The organism is Microcoleus sp. PH2017_09_SFU_O_A, assembly GCF_020738625.1.
GTDB lineage: Bacteria > Cyanobacteriota > Cyanobacteriia > Cyanobacteriales > Microcoleaceae > Microcoleus.
Map to the genome: position 1 here is coordinate 1 of NZ_JAEQCF010000098.1, position 18,694 is coordinate 18,694.

Annotated in this window: 14 protein-coding genes; 8 read left to right on the plus strand and 6 right to left on the minus strand. The window is 46.5% G+C overall.

The genetic code is table 11. From position 1 onward, the window contains the following. Positions 1–622 precede the first annotated feature (622 nt). Positions 623–1,729 (plus strand): FecR family protein, encoded by a 1,107-nt coding sequence (locus JGK16_RS28445; RefSeq protein ID WP_293186237.1) that lies wholly within the window; start codon positions 623–625, stop codon positions 1,727–1,729. 170 nt (positions 1,730–1,899) lie between these two features. Further along, positions 1,900–3,714 carry an adenylate/guanylate cyclase domain-containing protein gene (locus tag JGK16_RS28450; RefSeq protein WP_293186238.1) on the plus strand — a complete coding sequence of 605 codons (1,815 nt, stop codon included), beginning with the start codon at positions 1,900–1,902 and terminating at the stop codon, positions 3,712–3,714. Between the two features lie 243 nt (positions 3,715–3,957). Here the strand turns inward: JGK16_RS28450 and glsA are convergent, their stop codons facing one another. Then, positions 3,958–4,881 carry a glutaminase A gene (glsA, locus tag JGK16_RS28455; protein ID WP_293193396.1) on the minus strand — a complete coding sequence of 308 codons (924 nt, stop codon included), beginning with the start codon at positions 4,879–4,881 and terminating at the stop codon, positions 3,958–3,960. A 543-nt stretch (positions 4,882–5,424) separates the two neighbouring features. Here glsA and JGK16_RS28460 point away from each other — a divergent pair. Further along, a complete protein-coding gene (locus tag JGK16_RS28460; protein ID WP_293186242.1) occupies positions 5,425–5,775 on the plus strand; it encodes a hypothetical protein in 351 nt (116 codons plus the stop codon). Here the strand turns inward: JGK16_RS28460 and JGK16_RS28465 are convergent. The 3 genes from JGK16_RS28465 to JGK16_RS28475 all read right to left on the minus strand — a co-directional run bounded on the left by JGK16_RS28465 (position 5,772) and on the right by JGK16_RS28475 (position 9,450). Continuing rightward, positions 5,772–6,758: a YdcF family protein gene (locus JGK16_RS28465; RefSeq protein WP_293186244.1), complete on the minus strand. Its 987-nt coding sequence runs from the start codon at positions 6,756–6,758 to the stop codon at positions 5,772–5,774. The two genes, JGK16_RS28460 and JGK16_RS28465, sit on opposite strands and share 4 nt — an antisense overlap. A gap of 501 nt (positions 6,759–7,259) precedes the next feature. Then, on the minus strand, positions 7,260–8,747 hold the full coding sequence (pap, locus tag JGK16_RS28470; RefSeq protein WP_293193397.1) for a polyphosphate:AMP phosphotransferase: 1,488 nt from the start codon (positions 8,745–8,747) through the stop codon (positions 7,260–7,262). A 499-nt stretch (positions 8,748–9,246) separates the two neighbouring features. Next, positions 9,247–9,450 carry a hypothetical protein gene (locus tag JGK16_RS28475; protein WP_293186248.1) on the minus strand — a complete coding sequence of 68 codons (204 nt, stop codon included), beginning with the start codon at positions 9,448–9,450 and terminating at the stop codon, positions 9,247–9,249. A gap of 54 nt (positions 9,451–9,504) precedes the next feature. Here JGK16_RS28475 and JGK16_RS28480 point away from each other — a divergent pair, with 54 nt between their 5' ends. Further along, entirely contained in the window at positions 9,505–10,464 is a 960-nt protein-coding gene (locus tag JGK16_RS28480) for a GNAT family N-acetyltransferase (protein ID WP_293193398.1), read from the plus strand. 254 nt (positions 10,465–10,718) lie between these two features. Here the strand turns inward: JGK16_RS28480 and JGK16_RS28485 are convergent, their stop codons facing one another. Further along, positions 10,719–12,779 (minus strand): elongation factor G, encoded by a 2,061-nt coding sequence (locus tag JGK16_RS28485; protein WP_293193399.1) that lies wholly within the window; start codon positions 12,777–12,779, stop codon positions 10,719–10,721. 879 nt (positions 12,780–13,658) lie between these two features. Between JGK16_RS28485 and JGK16_RS28490 the strand changes: the two genes are divergently transcribed. The 3 genes from JGK16_RS28490 to JGK16_RS28500 are packed head-to-tail and all read left to right on the plus strand — an operon-like array spanning position 13,659 to position 14,448. Next, positions 13,659–13,811, plus strand: a complete 153-nt coding sequence (locus JGK16_RS28490) for a hypothetical protein (RefSeq protein ID WP_293193400.1) — start codon at positions 13,659–13,661, stop codon at positions 13,809–13,811. A gap of 48 nt (positions 13,812–13,859) precedes the next feature. Next, positions 13,860–14,051, plus strand: a complete 192-nt coding sequence (locus JGK16_RS28495; RefSeq protein WP_293193401.1) for a hypothetical protein — start codon at positions 13,860–13,862, stop codon at positions 14,049–14,051. Then, on the plus strand, positions 14,041–14,448 hold the full coding sequence (locus JGK16_RS28500) for a HEPN domain-containing protein (RefSeq protein WP_293193402.1): 408 nt from the start codon (positions 14,041–14,043) through the stop codon (positions 14,446–14,448). The genes JGK16_RS28495 and JGK16_RS28500 overlap by 11 nt, the downstream gene beginning before the upstream one ends. A 222-nt stretch (positions 14,449–14,670) precedes the next feature. On the opposite strand, the gene JGK16_RS28505 is transcribed toward JGK16_RS28500, so the two are convergent. Next, positions 14,671–16,584: a heavy metal translocating P-type ATPase gene (locus tag JGK16_RS28505; RefSeq protein WP_293193403.1), complete on the minus strand. Its 1,914-nt coding sequence runs from the start codon at positions 16,582–16,584 to the stop codon at positions 14,671–14,673. 542 nt (positions 16,585–17,126) lie between these two features. Between JGK16_RS28505 and JGK16_RS28510 the strand changes: the two genes are divergently transcribed. After that, positions 17,127–18,230 carry a precorrin-8X methylmutase gene (locus JGK16_RS28510; protein ID WP_293193404.1) on the plus strand — a complete coding sequence of 368 codons (1,104 nt, stop codon included), beginning with the start codon at positions 17,127–17,129 and terminating at the stop codon, positions 18,228–18,230. Positions 18,231–18,694 lie beyond the last annotated feature (464 nt).

The window sequence follows — 18,694 nt, forward strand, 5'->3', positions numbered from 1 at the left end:
TCAGCCGAGGCGGGTTAATCCGCTCGAAGTGAAAGCGAAAGGGGAGGGACTTGAAGCCTCCCATGTCATGTAATAGATGACTATACTTTTACCAGCTATTCTAGTCGGAGTTGCTCGATCTTTGCCCCCTTGTCGCTCGGCCCAGCCTGCGTTGGTTGCACAGGCACAAGCTCCACTCCCAAAGCCAGCCGCACCACTTATATAATTATTTTTTATCACTTCCCAAAGGGAATCTTTTTATTAATTGCCACAACTACAGGATTTCTTCCCAATTATTCATCCTTCCGGCCGAAGCCAAAAGACCTTTACTAGCAGTAATTAATTTTATGTTTGCTATATATAAATATTCGCTCTTTCCTATTGAGAGCGGCGAAAACTCTTGTTCTGCAAGACTCTTGGTCTGGGGAACCCAAAAATTACACATCAAATCTGAGGAAACTGCCTCGTTGTAACAGTTTACTAAATTTTGACAATAAAAAGAAGATTTAATGGTAAGCTTTGTTGCTGAGAAAGCTTATTTTGGCTGCTGTTTTATGGCAAAAAAAATGGAACGATTTCCGGATTTAAGAAGTCTAATAAAGCAAATGAAGTCTAAGAACTTCAACATGACAAAATAGAAAATATGAATAAAATTTTTACTTGCTGGCGATCGACCAAAATTCCACTCCTAAGTTTGTCCTTAGCTGTGCTGGCCTGTCTTCCAGCCTTTCGCCCTACGATCGCCAGTCCGCTGTCTCCATCCCCCAAACAGCAGTCAAACCCTACTAAAATTATCTCGGTCGATCGACCGCCAGCACCACCAACAGGCTCAAAGTCTCCAAAATTTCCGGTAATAGCGGCAGCCAATCCATCCCCAACCAAGACAATCAACGCTCAGGGAACAGCGACAGGCCGATCGCTAGAAATTCAAGAAATTCGCGGTACAGTAACCTTTAAAGGGCGGCCCGCCGTCGTCGGCGATCGGCTCCTCGCCCCCGGAGACGAAATCATCACCGACCCCGATTCCACAGCCCGCTTAGCGATCGACAACAACACCGGCATCGTTGAAGTTGCCGAAAAAACCGCAGTTAGAATATCCGATTTGTCAAGCACTTCAGGCGAAAACGACACAGCTATTTTTGTCAGCAGGGGACGAGTGAGATTGTCGATCGGCAAAACTGCTGCGCCCACAGCCGCAGCTCAAACCTCAGCAATTATCCTACCCAAGCAAATTGCCGCCTTAAATACATTCAGCCCAATTGCCGAAACCAATCAAATAGCCCAACAAAAAAAATCTCCCAGAACCGCCCCAGTCAGGGTTGAAACCCCCGAAGGCGTTGCCGGAGTCAGGGGTACATCCTTTGGCGTCAGCGTCGGCCCAGACGGCAAAACCGGAGTCGAAACCATTGAAGGTTCAGTCGGAGTATCTGGCAAAAACGACTCCGAAGTAGTTGTCAACGGCGGTAACGCCACGGAAATTTTCCCTCAAACTCCCCCCGCACCGCCATCAGCCAGCCCTCGCTTAGCCGATCTCAAAGTCCGCAGTTTGTCGAGACTCGGTGGGAATATCTATCGCCTCAGCGGTCAAATTAACCCGATCGACATAATTTATGTCAACAACCAAGCCATTAAGATCGATCGAGAAGGTAAATTCAAAATCCAAGGAATTTTACCGGCCAGCCGCCGCCTCAAAATTGTAGTGAGAGGATCGTCCGTCAGAGAAAAGCATTACAACCTCGCAGTTCCCTAAACAACTGATCTAGATCGGACGGCGGTTTCAAGCGCCCGGTATTATCATCTGAAATATCGGTCTGGTTTCAACCCGCGGAGGCGGGTTTTGTTTGTCTAGACGCGGTTTCAACCGCCCGGTATTATCCGAACATCAGCATCGAATGTCAATTATTGCGTCAAATTAATTGAATGAAGTTCAAACAATTGATCGAGCATCTGAAACACAATCAACTGATTGGCATCCGGCAATATCTCATCACAAATCCTCCCTGGCTGACAGGCGCCGTAGCAGGAATAATGTCTGTCGCCATGCTGCAATTGGGAATGTGGAAACCCCTTGAATATTTGGGATACAAAACCCTATTTCAAATTCGAGAATCGGGAGTTTTGCCAAATCCGGGTTGGGATGAGAGAATTGCGGTAATTGCGATCGAACCCCAAAGCTTGCAGGAATACGGTCAATTTCCGTGGTCGCGCAATCGCTACGCCGCCCTGCTGTCAGCTTTAAAAAAATTTCCCCCCACAGCAGTTGGTTTCGACATTCTTTTCCTCGATCCGAGTCCGAAAGATGAAATGTTAGCCGCTGCGATCGCCACAAATGGCAAAGTTGTACTCCCAAGAACCACCCAAGAACAACCAGTAGCATCTTTAAAAGCAGCCGCCGCAGGTGTCGGACATATAATGCACGAACCGAACAGCGACGGCGTTAGCCGCGATTCAAAAATATTTCTCGACTCCATTCCTAACTTCGGTTTAGTAATGACTCAGAGGTACAACGCTGCTAACCCGCAAAATCCTGTATTGCTGCCGCAGCCACAAAATATGCAGGAACAAACAGTCTGGGTTAACTGGCCCGGGAAAACAGAAAATCTACGTACCTATGCTTTTGTGGATGTTGTAGAAGGTAGAATTCCTGAAAATGCTTTAGCTGATAAATTAGTCTTAGTCGGTCTAGTCGCTACGGGTTTTGACCAGATATCTACACCTCTGAACAAGACTACTGCTGGGGTTTATTTATATGCAGCTTTAGTTGACAATTTGCTCAATCAGCGATTGCTAAAGCGACTGCCCGCAGCGCTAGAAATTTTGTTATTGTTGGGGATTGGCCCCCTTACTACTTCGGTGCTGTGCAACCGAGGTGTTAAAGCAAGAATTGCGATCGCCCTTGGTTTACCTGTAATTTGGGTTACGGCTGCTGCTGTATTATTTGGCTACTATTTTTGGTGGCTTCCCGTTGCCGCACCCATCGGCACCCTCATTTTATCTGGTACTGCTTTACAAGTGCGGGAACAGTACGAAAAACAGCAGTTAATGAGGTTATTTGAAAAACACGTCGCCCCCGAAACTGCTCAGCTTATTTGGGAACGCAAAGCAGAGATATTTGAACAGGGAGAACTCGAACCTCAAGAACTTACAGCAACTGTGCTGTTTATGGATATTCGCAGTTTTACTTCAATTTCCGAAAAAATGCGGCCGCGGGATTTGCTCACCTGGCTGAACCATTATTTGGAAGCGATGACCGACTGTATTATGGATCACGGCGGCGTTGTCGATAAATACATTGGTGATGCAATTATGGCAGTTTTTGGTGTACCTTTTTGCCACACAGAATATCCCGAAATTCAACAAGATGCTTTAAATGCCGTAGCAGCTTGCATCGCCATGCACGAAAAGCTGCACAAAATCAACGAGCAGCTTAGAATTGACCGCAAACCTTTAATTAAGTTTGGCATTGGTTTGCATACCGGACAGTTAGTTGCCGGCAGCGTCGGCGGTTCCCGGCGTTTGAATTATTCTGTAATCGGCGATGCTGTCAACGTTGCGGCTAGATTGGAGGCGATGAATAAGGAAATTATTTCTGACAGTCCTTTTAATTTGTTGGTGACGGGGAGAACTTTTGCTTACGTGCGCGATCGCTACGAAGGGCAAAAAGTAGGAGCGATTCAATTGCGCGGCAAAAAAGAAGAAACTGTGGTTTATGCTATTTTGGGTGAAAAGCAGTAGTCAGTAGTCAGTTGACAGTTGACAGTTGACAGTTGTTATTGGTTATTGGTTATTGGTTATTGGTTATTGGTTATTGGTAGTTGGTTATTGGTAGTTGGTTATTGGTAGTTGGTTATTGGTAGCCACTAACAAATAACATCGGACAAATAACAAATAACAAATAACAATGTCCTGCGCGGGCCTTCTTCCCAATTCCCAATTCCCAATTCCCAATTCCCAATTACCAATTACCAATTACCCAATCTAATCAAATATACTCAGCCGCAAAGATTTAGCTATTTGTTCCAACAGAAACAAACCGCCGACAGAATTTCCCTCTTTATTCAAAGGCGGACTGTAGGAGGCGATCGCCCCTTCGCCCGGAATAACCGACAACAAAGCCCCGCTAACACCCGACTTAGCGGGAATTCCCACCCGCAGCGCAAAGCGGGCCGATGCTTCATACAAACCGCAAGTAGCCATCAGCGCTTTCACAGTGCGACAGTTTTCCGCGATCGCTTCACCACCATTTACCAACACCATTCCCAGCTTCGCCAAATCCTCTACACTTCCAGACAAACAGCAAACGCGATTGTAGGTTTCTAACGCAATTTCCGAGTTTTGTAGATAACCAGATTCTACCATTGCTAAGGCAAGATCCCAATTTTTTTGATTCGGCATAGCATTCACTGAATCGAGCATTAACTCGTCAACAAATAGCTGACTTTTTGCCTGTTGGTTCAGCCAAGTTCGCAGGTTTTGACAGCGTTCAACCGCATTTTCACCGGGAATCAAAGACGCTAGAGCGATCGCCCCGCTATTAATCATCGGATTTCTCGGCTTCCCTTTATCCCTTTCGAGTTGAGTCAGAGAATTGAAAGGAAGTTCCGAAGGCTCGCAGCCCACGCAGTCAAAAACTGCTTTTTCACCCAATTCGCACAGCAAGTAAAGCAAGACGAAAGGTTTGACTGCGCTCATCAGCGGGAATGTGGTAGCAGCGCTACCCCAGCTCAAAATTTGACCGTCAATTGCCCGAATTTGCACGGCAAACCATTGTCTGTCGGCTTGGGCAAGGAGAGGTACGTATGCGGGGATTTTACCGGATTTACTGCGATTAATTGCCTCTATTGCCCAAGCTGCCAGTTGTTCTGGTTCCAGGGAAGATAGTTTGCTGGTGGGTGTTTTCACTTTCGGTTATTTAAATATTTACGATCGCCCTTGTGAACCAGAAACCCTGTTTTTAAAGCACATTGCGACACTTGAGCTCCGGGAAAAACCCGGTTTGTGAGGTGAGAGCAAGTGCGATCGCTCTATCGCAATAAAATTGGTTCGTAGTGCGGACTTCAGTCCGCAGGCGCTAACTTTGATTGTTATGGTAATTGACCGGACATAATATGAGAGCAAGTGCGATCGGCTTTCAGGCTGCGATCGTTACCGCCTGCGGGCAGCTAATCAATATTATTGACAAAATTTTCCTAAAAATCTGTACTTTGCATAAAAACCTCCCTTTCACCCAGATAGATAGGTAGCAGCATCAAGGCAGCGCTGCTACCCAAAATCAACAAGGACTAGCTTGAAATGCCTTCAACTTCTTATTTTTAATCCCCAATCAGGGGCGGGGTGCATATTTAATTTAATTTTTTCAGAGTTCGCGCAATCCTTTCCGGAAAACCCCCGAACCTCTGAGAATCTACTATCCAATCGGATCTACTCAAACCCAGGATAAAAAAAATGGCAGACGAACCGAAAACAGATGCAGCAGAAGCACCAAAACCCGCTCCGATGATTTTTAAGGGTGTCTGCAAGGACGGAGTTCTCAAAGGCAAAGAAATTGAAGGCAAATTAGATATCAAAGTAAACGTTGAATCAGTCACAACGCCAGCACCAACTCCAACAAAATCTAAGTGGGAGGAGCCTATATTTTGGGCGGTGTTTTTATTAACTGCCAACTTTGCCGTCGGCGATCCCGCCGGAATGAGAAAATACAGCCCCCCACAAAGGTCTCATTCTCAGGAAATGTTAAACCAATCTGGGGAGCAGTCGGTGTTGCCTCAAAAAAACACCACCAACTTGCCGCTTTAGGCTCTGGGAGCCTGCCAGCCGCGCAAATAGTAATAAACAGACCCGAAATATTCATCGAATACTCGTGTCGTAGTTACCAAAGCTTCTGCACTGGGCAGGAAATCTGCCGCGTCTAAGCGCAGTTTGGAATGCCCTCCTGACACTGGCTGGTAAGTGTAGAAGTCCGTAGCTCTAGGAATCACCTGGATTCCCATATTCGCAAAAGCGAGGCTGGCACGTCGCATCTGAATTGCAGATGTTACCAGGATTACTTTGCGCCCGACGCCGCGGCTGTCGAGGATTTTTCTCACTTCCTCGGCGCTGGTGCGTATGTTCCTGCCATTATCGTCGAGAACGATATTGTTGCGCGGCACGCCCATGTTGCTTGCCAGCAAAGTTTGGATATCTTTAGCTTCGCCAGTATCATTCTGTAAATTTGCTCTGGGCCCAGCACTAACAATCACCAAAGGTGCTAGTTCTTTTTTGTACAAAACAGCAGCATAGGGCAAGCGATTGCCTGTGTCTGTCAGTTGAATTGCTTCTCGGTTAGCGTTGTGACTGTTAGTCGTTCCCTTGCCCAGCAGGACGATCGCCGCTGCTGTTTCATCGCAGCAAACTGTGCGGGCTGCGGCATCTCGTTCTGCTTGATCTGCGAACCAATAAGCCACCACTGGCATACTCGACAGAATCAAAACCAGCAGCGCAGCCAGGATCATTCTCGGCGCCGGGTTGCGGATGCCCCCGTTCGTGATCAGCGCCGATGCAATCACCAACAGTGAGATCGCAAAACCTAGCGGCTTAAAGAAGAAAGCTATTAAGCCGAAAATCGCCGCTCCGACTGGCGTGTCTGGGGCAAAAAAAGCGAGGAACAAAAGGCTGATCAGCAGCAAAACGCGCAGCCGATCTATTAAAGGATTGTCTTTGCCTCCTGATTGATCCCACCACGATTTGATCAGTGAGAAGAGGAGGAATAGAAATAGAATGCGAGCGAATAGTTCAGGCATCTTGCAATATTCTGTGTCTTCATAAATTAGTACGGAAGTGTGGAACGAGCGCTAATTTAGCTGCGGGAGCAAATACGGGCATCGGTTGAGTTGGGTTGTTAACTTTGGCCGATCGCACAGTTCGATCGCATTTCTGAGAAATGCTCTATTCCGGTCAGCTATCAACTATTGGTTGCACGCAAGGAGATCCCGCTACTTCCAGTCAGTCGATTTTAAATTTTAAATTTTAGATTTTAGATTGACTCCACAGATGAATCTAGGAGCTTGCACTTTGGTCTAAAATTTTAGGCTCTCCACACTCATAGCGTTGGGGGGTTGTACCCGTTTTGGGGCGGGTCACAGATTGCTGACAGATAATTGGTAATCGATAGTTGGTTAATGGTCGATCGGTAATTGATAATGGATGGAGCCGGCGGCAGGTGAAATTGACTTGGCAATTCAAGCCTGATTTGTGCTGCTGCTATTTTTCCCATTACCTGTTACCCGTTCACCAATCCCAATTTATCGGCGTTTCAGTTGATTCCGAATTGCCTGCGTTACCGTTTGAATTACTTTAACACGAGCATAATACTTGTTATCGGCCGCAATTATAGTCCAGGGAGCTGACGGGGTGCTGGTGCGCTGAACCATTTGATTCACCGCCACTTCATAATAATTCCACTTTTGGCGATTCCGCCAATCTTCAGGAGTGAGTTTGTATTGTTTAAATGGATTTTTTTCTCGCTCTGTAAACCGCTTTAGTTGCTCGTCTGGACTGATGTGCAGCCAGAATTTAACTACGACACAACCGAAACTGGTGAGTTGCTCCTCAAATTCGTTAATTTCCTGGTAAGCTCGGCGCCATTCGGGTTCGGTGGCAAATCCTTCCACTCGTTCGACCAGCACTCTACCATACCAACTGCGATCGCAAATGCTGATTTTACCAGCAGTCGGCAACCGCCGCCAGAACCGCCAGAGGTAGTGGTGAGATTTTTCTTCATCCGTGGGGGCAGCAAACGGATTAACGGTGTAACTGCGGGGGTCTAGGATGTCCGTCAAGCGTTTGATCGCGCCTCCTTTACCGGCGGCGTCCCAACCTTCAAACAGCACTAAGACAGGGATTTCATCTTCGTCGATGCTTTGTTGCAGTTTGCCAAAACTGGTTTGTGCTGCGCGAAGTTCCTGTTTGTATTCGTCTGGCGACAGCGATTGAGTCAAATCTACTTGGGCGAGCAAGTTGGGTTCGGTGGGTGACAAGCTTTCTTGAGGTGGCAATTTCAGTGGTGCAGATTGCGTCGGGAGTCTGTCTAGGGCTTCTGTAATTGTCGCTGCCATTTGCGTTAAAACTTTGACTCTCGCCCAGCGCTGACAGTCCCCTTCTACTAGCGTCCAAGGTGCCGGGCCCGTGCCGGTTTGAGTTACCATTTCTTCGGCCAAAGTTGTGTATTCTTGGTATTTTTTGGCTTGTTTCCAATCTTCGGGCCGCACTCGCCAAGCTTGTAAGCTGTCGTCTTCTAGTTTTTTGAGCCTGTGCTTGAGTTCTTTTTTGCTCAGGTGAATCCAAAATTTGGCAATTGCCGCGCCGTCATCTACCATCTGCCGCTCGAAGGCGTTGATTTGCCTGATGACTGTCGGTACTTCGGCGTCAGAAACTCTCTGGAACAATCGGTCTTCTAAAACATGAGTGTACCAACTGTGGTAGAAAAAACCAATCCGCCCTCGCGCCGGCAGTTTCTCCCAAAACCGCCACAGGAAAGGATAGCCCATTTCTGCCTCTGACGGCGGCCAAATCGGGTGGACGGCAAACCCCCGCGGATCCATGTACCCCACCATTTTTTTGACCAGGGCGCCTTTGCCGGCGGCCGCCCAGCCTTCGAGTACGATGATTGCAGGCAGTTTTTTTTCCCAGCAGGTCTGTTGGAGCGATCGCAACTGCTGCATTAAAACTTCGATTTTGGCATCATAGGTTTCTTTGTCCAAGGAAATATCTAAATCGAGGTTGTCGAGCATATTGACCTCATGCAAATCTGAGACAGCAGTTTAACGTTAGTTTAACGTTAGGATAAAATTAAATCTTCAAGTGCCGCAAAAAGTTATAAAAAATACACTTATGCTCGGTTAAAAGTGCAATGCTTATATCGCCCAATCCGGGAGACAGTTAATAGAAACAAAACTCCCCTTGCCTCAAACTTGCCAAAAAAAACCTGAGCGGTTATAGTTGAATAAGGCAACTTTTTAATAAGTTCAAATTCTCCCCTCCCCCGATCGGGCGAGCAAACAGGAGGAGCAACAAATCCCTGCAACAGGATTTATTGTAAAACAGAGTACAAGTAAAAATCAACTACCCGGTGGGGGTGAAAACTTCTTTACTTAGCTGTATCAAATTTATTTAAATAATAGTTGATCGAGCATCAGCCTCGATAACTTCCAGCGCGCTGCTTGCGAACGTTGGGCGTTTCTCGGATCGGCAACTCAAATACAAAACTAGCCCAAAAGGGCAAACCAATTTTTATGATTGCGCCATGAGATAAAACCTGAAAGCCTGGGTGATATAAACAGGTTTCTGAGTTTTATCAACACCATTCTCAACAACTAAAAGCTGTGGAACAGGCATATTACCTGTTACCGACATTTGTGCAAAATGTCCATTTGTGGAACAGGCATCTTGGCTGTTACCGACATTTGTGCAAAATGTCCAAATTACTGTACTCATTTGCCAATACCCACTAACAGGAACAGTCCGAATTTACGGATTGCAAAGTTTTCTATGAATATCTTGACAACACGCTCCTACAAAGGTGAAAGTGACTGGTGCGCGATCGCCAATTTAATCGATGCTTGCGAAGCAGTCGATGGAGTCGGCGAAGAAGTATCCGCCAGCGAAGTAAAGCTTGTACTCGACGCCCCCACACTCGACAAAGCCCGCGACGTACAGTTGTGGGAAGACGGAAACTACAGACTAATTGGTTTAGCACTCCTAGATATGCCCGATTCCCAGGATGAAATAGACGGCTGTCTCTGGTTTTACGTGCATCCAAAGGCGCGCGGCCAAGATTTGGAAAAAGATATCATTAAATGGGGCGAAAAGCGCCTGGGCGAAGTCTCGAAACAACGGAATTTGCCCGCGAAATTGCGTACCTACAGTCGGGAAGATGAAAGCGACGAGATGCGGCTGTTAGAGAAAGAGGGCTTTGAAGTCGATCGCTATTTTCTCACAATGACGCGATCGCTCGCCGAACCAATTCCCGCACCCGAATTTCCCGCAGATTTTGCCCTGACGCACGTATCCGGGGAAAAAGACATCCAACCCTGGGTAGAAATGTTCAACCAGTCATTTATCGATCACTGGAACCACCACGATTTAACAGCCGAAACCGTGCGATACTGGATGCAAGACGAGAATTATCAGCCGGAATTAGACTTAATTGCTGTTTCGGGCGATCGTAAATTTGCAGCATTTTGCGACTGTCAAATCAAACCCCAAAAAAACCCCCGCAGCGACGCAAAAGACGGTTGGATTGAACTATTGGGTACGCGGCGGGACTTTCGCAAAATGGGCTTAGGAAAAGCGATGCTGCTAGCTGGTTTGCACACCTTAAAAGCGGCGGGTGCAAATACAGCTAAACTCAGCGTCGATGCCGACAGTTTGACAGGTGCAACAAAGCTTTACCAATCAGTCGGTTTCCGCCCGATGGAAACTTGGCTGTCGTGGGCTAAACCAGTTTAAAACAAGGTTGGTAGTGAACGCTAGATACCCGAGTTCTTAAAGTAAACCCACCCCACCCAACATGAATTGAAAAGTGTTTTTAATGCTGTAGGGGCGGGTTAACCAACCATAATCGCCACCCAACAAACAATCTCAAAAACCCGCCCCACCCAACAAACAATATCAATGTACATTCAGATTTATGGTGGGATGGGGCGGGTTTTTATATATTGTTGGTCATCGTTATATATGGTTGGTGAACCCGCCGCTACAGCTTAATTTTTACCGTTACCATTCCCATTCCCACCAGTCGTAAGCAAAACCCGCTTAGCCAAAGGTTCCGGTACTTCTTGTAATCGATCGAACTCCCAGTTAAAAAATCCGACTCCCATCGTCTGCGATCGCAATTCTACGATCAAATTCTGCATTTCGGCGATCGGCAAATAAGCCGAAACAGCATCCCATCCCTTCCAGTCTGCTTTACCCTCATAGCCGAGAATTTGACCGCGATGTCCGCTGACCAACTGCAACACCTTTGATGTACACTCGTTGGGAGCGCAAATTTCAACTTTGGCGATCGGCTCCAGCAAAGTTGATTCGCACTTCTCCATCCCCGACTGCATCGCCAACCGCGCCGCCTGCTTAAAAGCTTGTTCCGAACTATCAACAGAATGATAGGAACCGTTAGTCAGAGTCACTGATACATCTACCACGGGAAAACCCAACGGGCCGCGATCCAAATATTCGCGCACTCCCACTTCAACGCCGGGAATATACTGTTTTGGAACGACTCCGCCGACTATTTTGTCAGTGAAATTGAAACCTTCTCCGCGAGGCTGCGGTGCGATATCGAGGTACACGTCGCCAAACTGTCCGTGTCCGCCGCTTTGGTGTTTGTAGCGCCCGTGAATGGATGATGCGGGTTTGCGGATGGTTTCTTTGTACGGTACTTGCGGTAAGTGAGTTACCATCGGCAAATTGTACTTGCGGCGCAACCTATCTAAGGCTACTTTCAGATGAATTTCGCCTTGACCCCAAAGTATAACTTCGTGAGTATCTCCGTGCTGTTCCCAAACTAAAGATGGGTCTTCTTCTAATAGTTTAGCTAAGGCAGAACTCAACTTAACTTCATCATTGCGCTTTTCGGGGACGATCGCCAGTGCGTACACAGGCGAGATGATTTCTGCTTTTGGCAAGAATTCGTCAGAACCCAGCACATCGCCTGTTCTCAAGCCTTCCAGCCTGCCTACAGCGACAATTTTCCCGGCACTGACGGACTGCAAACTTTGCGTTTGCTGGCCGGTCAATCGGTACAAACCGTTAACTCGAACCCCGTTCAAAACTGCTCCATCTGTCAGGGTTCCCCGCCAGATTCTCACTAACGATAGCTTACCTCCTTGAGGCGTGTAATAGGTTTTGAGAATTTGACCGAGAACCTTGTTTTCACCTTGTATAAAACCGCGTCGCTCTGCTGTAGTTTCCGGTGTCGGCGCTTCTCTGAGTAAAGCTTCCAGCAGAGGCCGCACGCCGAAATCTTGTTCGGCGATACCGATGAATACGGGCACTATTAAATCAGCGCCTAATTCCATCTTGAAATCGCGGGTAATCTCTTCAGCATCGGGATTGATTTCTTCCAGCAATTCTTCGAGTAAACGATCGTCAAAATTGGCTAATTCTTCGAGCATTTCCTGACGCGCGGCGCTTTCTTGTGCTTTGAGGTGTTCGGGAAGCGGGACTGGATCTGCGGGTGCGCCGGAGTGATAGTGGTAAGCTTGTTCGGTTACTAAGTCGATAAAACCGATGATTTGTTCGTTTTTGCCGATCGGGTATTGGTGAGGTACAATTGGTCTGCTAGAAACGGATTTGAGCGCGTTGAGTACGTCGGTGAAGTTGCTACCGCAGGTGGTTTCGTCTGTGCAAGCGCGATCGATCTTATTGATGAAAACTAGGTGGGGAATTTCCCAATCGTCGAGGAATTTGAACAGCGGGGCGAGGGTTAAAGTGCGATCGGCAACCGGTTCGCAAACAATCACGGCTGCATCGACACCGATAAGTGCATTGTAAGTTTCTTGGACAAATTCGATCGAGCCGGGACAGTCAAGAAATGTGAAGCGGACGTTTTCGTATTCGGTGCTCGCGGCGTTTACTTCTACGCTCATTTTGCGATCGCGCGCTTCGGGCGAACTGTCACCTACCGTATTACCATCCTTAGCATTACCCTTGCGAGTAATCGTCCCTGTCACCGACAGCAAACTTTCGAGAAGTGCGGTTTTACCGCTTAAATAAGGGCCAACAATTGCAACGTTTCGCGTGGCCCTAATGACATTTTCGTTCATATAGCCTCCTACACAAAGTGAAGGGGAAGGGGAAGGAGAAGATGATATTCAGGAAAAAAACTTGTGTTTGCCGGTTTCTCCGATCTCTTCCCTGGTGAATCTGAAAACTTTTATTTTGCGATCGTTCTTAGTTTAAACTTAAATTGCGACACAAATTCATTAATTACTGTGAAGTATTAAGTATTTTTGTAAATCAATTTGTGAAAATGCTAATCCCAGAAACCGGGTTTCTTCCTAGATTTTTCTTACTCAACCGAAAATATTCATAGAAACCCGGTTTCTCTGCTAATCCCAGAAACCGGGTTTCTTCCTAAATTTTTCGTACTCAACCAAAAATATTCATAGAAACCCGGTTTCTCGCCACGCAGCGAGAGAAATTAGTTGTAGGGTGTGTCGCGAAAATCCCTAAATGTGACAAACAATCTCCTAGCGACGCACCTTTCTTGGTTCACAATCCGTGCGCCAACAAACCCAACATTTTTTTGATTTGTTTTTTGAGCCTTAGGAATGAAAATTTAATAACTTACACTTTGATGATTGTTGTGGGATGGGCGTCCCGCCCGTCCTTTCTGCACGGGCTCTCCCGCTCATCCCACAAATTTGCTTAAGTTATTTAATTTTTATTCCTTATATATAAGGTGCGTCGCTCTTAAATTGTCGCTCTTTGTTGAGAGATTTTTGATGTATCCACACCCTACAAATACTCACGAGTAACCAGAAATCGGCTTTTTTAGGACAATACTTCGGTATCACCATCACAAACATATTCGGTTTCTGGGCACCCGTGCGTAAATTCGATCGGCATGACACACAGGCTTTCCACAATAGCGCCCATCTTTGCTAAAATTCTAACAAGTAAAGCATTCAGAAGCAATAATTATGACTGCTATCCAAGAGCAAGCTATTAAAACAGAACCCTTTGACTATTTAATCGCTGATTTCAATAAAATCCGAAGTCTCTACACGGTAGAAGAACCTCTTGAAGCTTTTAAGTTAATTATTGAGCAGGAAGTAATGCTAAGTGTAATTTGAGAAGCTCATTCTCAAGTTAGAGAACTATTTCCTAGCGAAAGATTAGCCTTGGAAGTGAAAACCGATCCAGAAATTGCCAATTGGCGATCGCTCTGGATTACGATCTACACTAAACTAGAAGTCGATGAAGCTTTTGAAAAATTGATGATTCTTGATGATACTTGGTGGCTGGATAAGATAACTACTGTTACCAATAGTAAATTGCATATTAGTTTGGGATTTGAGTCAAATGAGATTTGATTGGTCTGAATATTTGAATTTAGCCCAAGAATTGGCGGCAATCTCTGGCGATTCTGACAATAATGAGGCAAAATTGCGATCGGCAATAAGTCGATCATACTATGCAGTATTCTGCTTAGCTAGAAATTACTTGCGCGATGTTGAACAAGACTCTAGGCTTTCTCGCAAAAATTCTGATATTAACGAACATCAATATGTGGCTGAAGAATTTATTTTTCATAAATCTAAAGCTAAAAAAATGATAAAAATAGGGGAGAACTTAAGCAGATTAAGGCTGTTCAGGAATAAGGCAGATTATGCGGATACGGTATTTACATTATCAAGCGATGTTAAAATCGCTTTGAAAATAGCTCAAAATATTATGACATCTCTGAGTGAATTAAATCGTGAAAATTGAGCGATAATAGTAGGGGCGGGTTCACCCACCATATATGAAACCCACAAATAATCTCATAAACCCGCCCCATCCCCGCGATTATTTACATCAACATTTTACAAATAAATTTATGGTACATTTTTATTGTTGGTGGGGGAGGGCGGGTTTATGAAATTGTTGATTTTTATCATAAATTGTTGGTGAACCCGCCCCTACAAATTCGTCTCGTAACGAGTAATTTAATTAATGTCTCAGCAGCCGCAAACCACTCAAAGTTACTAAAACTGTAGACCCTTCATGACCGATGACGCCGATCGGCATTGTGATATTTCCGAGAAAATTAGCAGCCAATAACAGTATAATGCAACTGAGTGCAAAAATAATGTTTTGCTTGACTACATTTTGAGCGCGCCGCCCCAAACTAATTGCTTTAGCTAGTTGTTCTAACTTGTCCGCCATTAATACGATATCAGCAGTTTCTAAAGCGACATCGCTACCGGAAATACCCATCGCAATTCCCACGGAAGCCTGGGCGAGGGCGGGGGCGTCGTTGATGCCGTCTCCTACCATTGCGACGGTTTGATACTGGGTTTGCAACTTTTTAATTAGGTGCACTTTGTCTTCTGGCAAAAGTTCGGCGTACACTTCATTGATGCCTAATTGGCGGGCGATATATTCAGCGGTTTGCTGGTTGTCGCCTGTCAGCATTATGATATGTTCTACGCCTAATTTTTGCAAGCGTTTTATCGTGGCTGCTGCTTCCGGGCGGACTGTATCTGCTACTGCAATGATACCTAAAAGTTCATCCTCCTTTGCCACCCAAACAACCGTTTTTCCTTCCCCTTGCAACTGATGACTTACTTCAGTTAACTCAGCAGTTGCTCCGACAAAACCGGCTTTACCAATAGTAATGGTTTGATTGTTAACTTTACCGACAATTCCTTGACCGATTTTTGCTTGTACGTCGATCGCACTTGACAACGGTAACTGTTGCTGATTTGCGGCTTGGACAATTGCTTGGCCGATCGCGTGTTCGGAATGAGCTTCCAGAGCCGCAGCCAATTGCAGAACTTCTGTTTCAGTATATCCGGTTGCTGGTACAATTTGGATAACTTGCGGTTTTCCGGTGGTGAGGGTTCCAGTTTTGTCAAAGGCGATCGCCCGAACTTGACCTATTATCTCTAATTGCGCGCCACTTTTAAACAAAATCCCCTGTCTCGCGCCGTTAGCAATCCCCGACAGCAGCGCCGGCATAATCGAAGCCATCAGCGCACAGGGAGAAGCGACTACTAGGAAAATCAGCGCCCGATAGATGGTGTCTTCCCAATTCCAGCCCAAAACAAAGGGCGGCAAAGTTGCTAGCAGCAAGCCTAAACCGACAATTAATTTAGCATAACCGCGCTCGAACTTTTCGACAAACTGCTGAGAAGGCGGCGCTTCTGTTTGCGCTTGTTGCACCAGCCGAATCACTCGCTGAATCAAACTGCTTTCTGGACTTTTGTGCACTTCCAATTGTAGCGCGCCCGCACCGTTAATCGTACCTGCATAGACTTCATCGCCGGCGGTTTTTTCCACGGGCATCGATTCGCCGGTAATTGAGGCTTGATTCAGGCTGCTGTAGCCTTCAACAATTATCGCATCTGTGGGGATGATTTCTCCGGGCTTGACTAAAATACGATCGCCAATTGCCAATTTGTCGATCGCAATTTCCCTTTCCCCATCGTACATTAGCACCCGCGCAGTATCCGCAGTCAAGCTCATCAAACTGCGAATACTCCGTTCAGTCCGCTGCATAGCATAACCTTCAAGGGCGCCGCTAATTGCAAAGATTAAAATTAAAACAGCACCGTCCACAATTAAATGATATTCTCGCCGCCACAGCCCCAAACCGGCCGCGCCCAAAGCAGCCACAATCATCAACAAATCTACATCTAATTCGCGTTCTTCAAACAGCGTAGTCAACCCTTCGCGGGTGCTGGAATAGCCGCCGATAACGTAAGCAGCGGGCAATATTAACACCGCTAAGCCCAGCCAACCGACTTGTAGGGCGATCGAACCCAAAATTACTAGAATTCCGCACAGGGCGGCAGTCACAGCATCGGGATGTTCTTCGGCGAGGCGCGAGAGGCGAGAAATGGGGAGGGAATTGGGAGTCATGGGATTTTAGATTTTGGATTTTAGATTTGGGATTGAAGAATTAAGCCCGTGGTTGAATCCAGCGGCTGGTTGTCAGGATGCGGAACTTTTATGTGTTTCCGCAGCCTCTACCGGGTGTCTCGAACAAAATTGCTTTCGGTTATGGGAGAAATTTGATTTGGTAGAATGACTCCTGCATCGTAAACCTTGACATTAGTGTCAATGTCAAGAGTAAAACTAAAATAAATTAAGCATCGGCGGTTCGGAGATGCGATGGTTCAACTCGCTACTCCGAAAGCCCGCCAGGGGTTGAAAACCCCTTTCTCAAAGCAAAAGTCGTCTCAAAGACGACTGAAGTTTGCTGAAAATGGCATCTAATTTTGCAGTCGGTTTTAACCGACTTCTGCTATGAGACGGGGAATTGATTCACTCCTAGGATTGGGGGTAAATGCGATAGTCAGATATACAATCCACTCTGAAAAGCTACCAACACACATCCGCGTGCATCCCCGTACATCCGCCCCTATCTGCGGTTAAAAAATCATAAAATCCCGTACAACAATATGCAGCAACAATATCTAACAATCAAACAACTTACAGACGCAGTAAAAGGCACAATTACGCCTCGGATGGTGCGGCACTATCACGCTTTGGGGCTGCTATCTCCCGCCGTGCGATCGACTTCTAACTACAGACTGTACACCCGCAGCGACGTGCAAAGACTCCAAAGAATCGTTGCACTCAAGCAGCAAGGCTTTCAACTGTCTCACATCCGCAAACTCTTAGAAACAGACGCGGAGGCTTCTCCAGACGCGGTGATGGCGACTCTTCAACGGCAATATCTGTCTGTAATTCAGCAGATTGTGCGCCTGCGAGAAACGGCTTCAGCCCTCGAAGGATTGCTGGGGCGGGATCTTTCGTGTCAAGCGGTGCAAGCGGGCGCACTGGCTCAATTGAGGCTGTTGGAGGCGGAAACTGAGGGCGGGTTGGGACATTTGGAACAACTTTGGGATGCTTGGGATGCGGGGGCCCACACTCACCCGGAGGCGTTTGGGGAGTCGTTGCAGCATTTGTTGCCGGATTTGAGCGATCGCTCGGAAATTGAGGTAGACTTGCTGTCAAAACTGGTGTTAGCATCCGGTGATTGTTCGCTGCTGCCGTTTGTGAAGTTGAGCGAAACGGCGATTAAATCGGCGCGGGAAGCTTTGAAAAATCGGTGTCAAATTGTGGCTGATGTGCCTCCTGTTTTTGCGGCTTTGGATGGCACAAGATTGGCGCATTTGGGAACAAGTATTACAACTTTAATTGATGACCCGCACATCAATGCTGCGGCGGAAGCGGAACAGGAATTCTGGCACGAGCGCGAGTGGTTTGAAAAGTTATTGAAATTGGAAAAAGGATGTATAATCGTAGTAGGATATGCGCCGTCTGTGCTGATGGCGGTTTGTGATGCGATCGCGAACGGGGAACTGCAACCGGCTTTGGTGATTGGAATGCCGATCGGCTTCAGTCATTCTCCGGTAGCGAAACGTCGGTTAGTGCGATCGGGCGTTCCTTATATTACGACAGTGGGGACTTTTGGCGGCGGGTTGTTGGCGGCGGTTGCTTTGAATGCTTTGGTTGAGTCTTTAATTGAAAAGCCGAATTGTCACTGTCATCTTAAGTGAAGATGGGATTTAGGTTTATTGTGGCTTAATTTGTATTTCGCTGCTTCAACTCACACTCAACAGTCATGTCTGAGTGCAAGCGTAAATGACATCATAGCCGATTTAGTTTCAATCTTTGATAGGGATTTAGGTTTTTTGCAGCGCGCTTGTACTTTGTTTCAATCCGCGATCGGGATTTATGGTTTTTATCGCTACATTGTCCGAGACAAAAGCCTTCCAATAAAGGGTTTCAAGCCTTAGATTGGGATTTAGGGTTTTTCCGGCGCTATCGGTGAAGCTGTATGGATATTAATGAATTTGTTTCAATCCCTGATAGGGATTTAGGGTTTTTGCGGCTCATTTTTCGCGAAATCGGTTAAAAAAGGCTGTCGGGGTGACAAGTCGCCTATAACGCTGATAGAATAAGGCTCATAGCTCTTATGCCTTGTTGATAATTAGGCAGTTTATGTGGAGATAAAGACATT

Bases quoted from the DNA above. Each gene is read 5' to 3' on its own strand.
- JGK16_RS28445 (WP_293186237.1), top strand. From the start codon at position 623: ATGAATAAAATTTTTACTTGCTGGCGATCGACCAAAATTCCACTCCTA.
- JGK16_RS28450 (WP_293186238.1), top strand. From the start codon at position 1,900: ATGAAGTTCAAACAATTGATCGAGCATCTGAAACACAATCAACTGATT.
- JGK16_RS28460 (WP_293186242.1), top strand. From the start codon at position 5,425: ATGGCAGACGAACCGAAAACAGATGCAGCAGAAGCACCAAAACCCGCT.
- JGK16_RS28465 (WP_293186244.1), bottom strand. From the start codon at position 6,758: ATGCCTGAACTATTCGCTCGCATTCTATTTCTATTCCTCCTCTTCTCA.
- pap (WP_293193397.1), bottom strand. From the start codon at position 8,747: ATGCTCGACAACCTCGATTTAGATATTTCCTTGGACAAAGAAACCTAT.
- JGK16_RS28475 (WP_293186248.1), bottom strand. From the start codon at position 9,450: ATGAGTACAGTAATTTGGACATTTTGCACAAATGTCGGTAACAGCCAA.
- JGK16_RS28480 (WP_293193398.1), top strand. From the start codon at position 9,505: ATGAATATCTTGACAACACGCTCCTACAAAGGTGAAAGTGACTGGTGC.
- JGK16_RS28485 (WP_293193399.1), bottom strand. From the start codon at position 12,779: ATGAACGAAAATGTCATTAGGGCCACGCGAAACGTTGCAATTGTTGGC.
- JGK16_RS28490 (WP_293193400.1), top strand. From the start codon at position 13,659: ATGACTGCTATCCAAGAGCAAGCTATTAAAACAGAACCCTTTGACTAT.
- JGK16_RS28500 (WP_293193402.1), top strand. From the start codon at position 14,041: ATGAGATTTGATTGGTCTGAATATTTGAATTTAGCCCAAGAATTGGCG.
- JGK16_RS28505 (WP_293193403.1), bottom strand. From the start codon at position 16,584: ATGACTCCCAATTCCCTCCCCATTTCTCGCCTCTCGCGCCTCGCCGAA.
- JGK16_RS28510 (WP_293193404.1), top strand. From the start codon at position 17,127: ATGCAGCAACAATATCTAACAATCAAACAACTTACAGACGCAGTAAAA.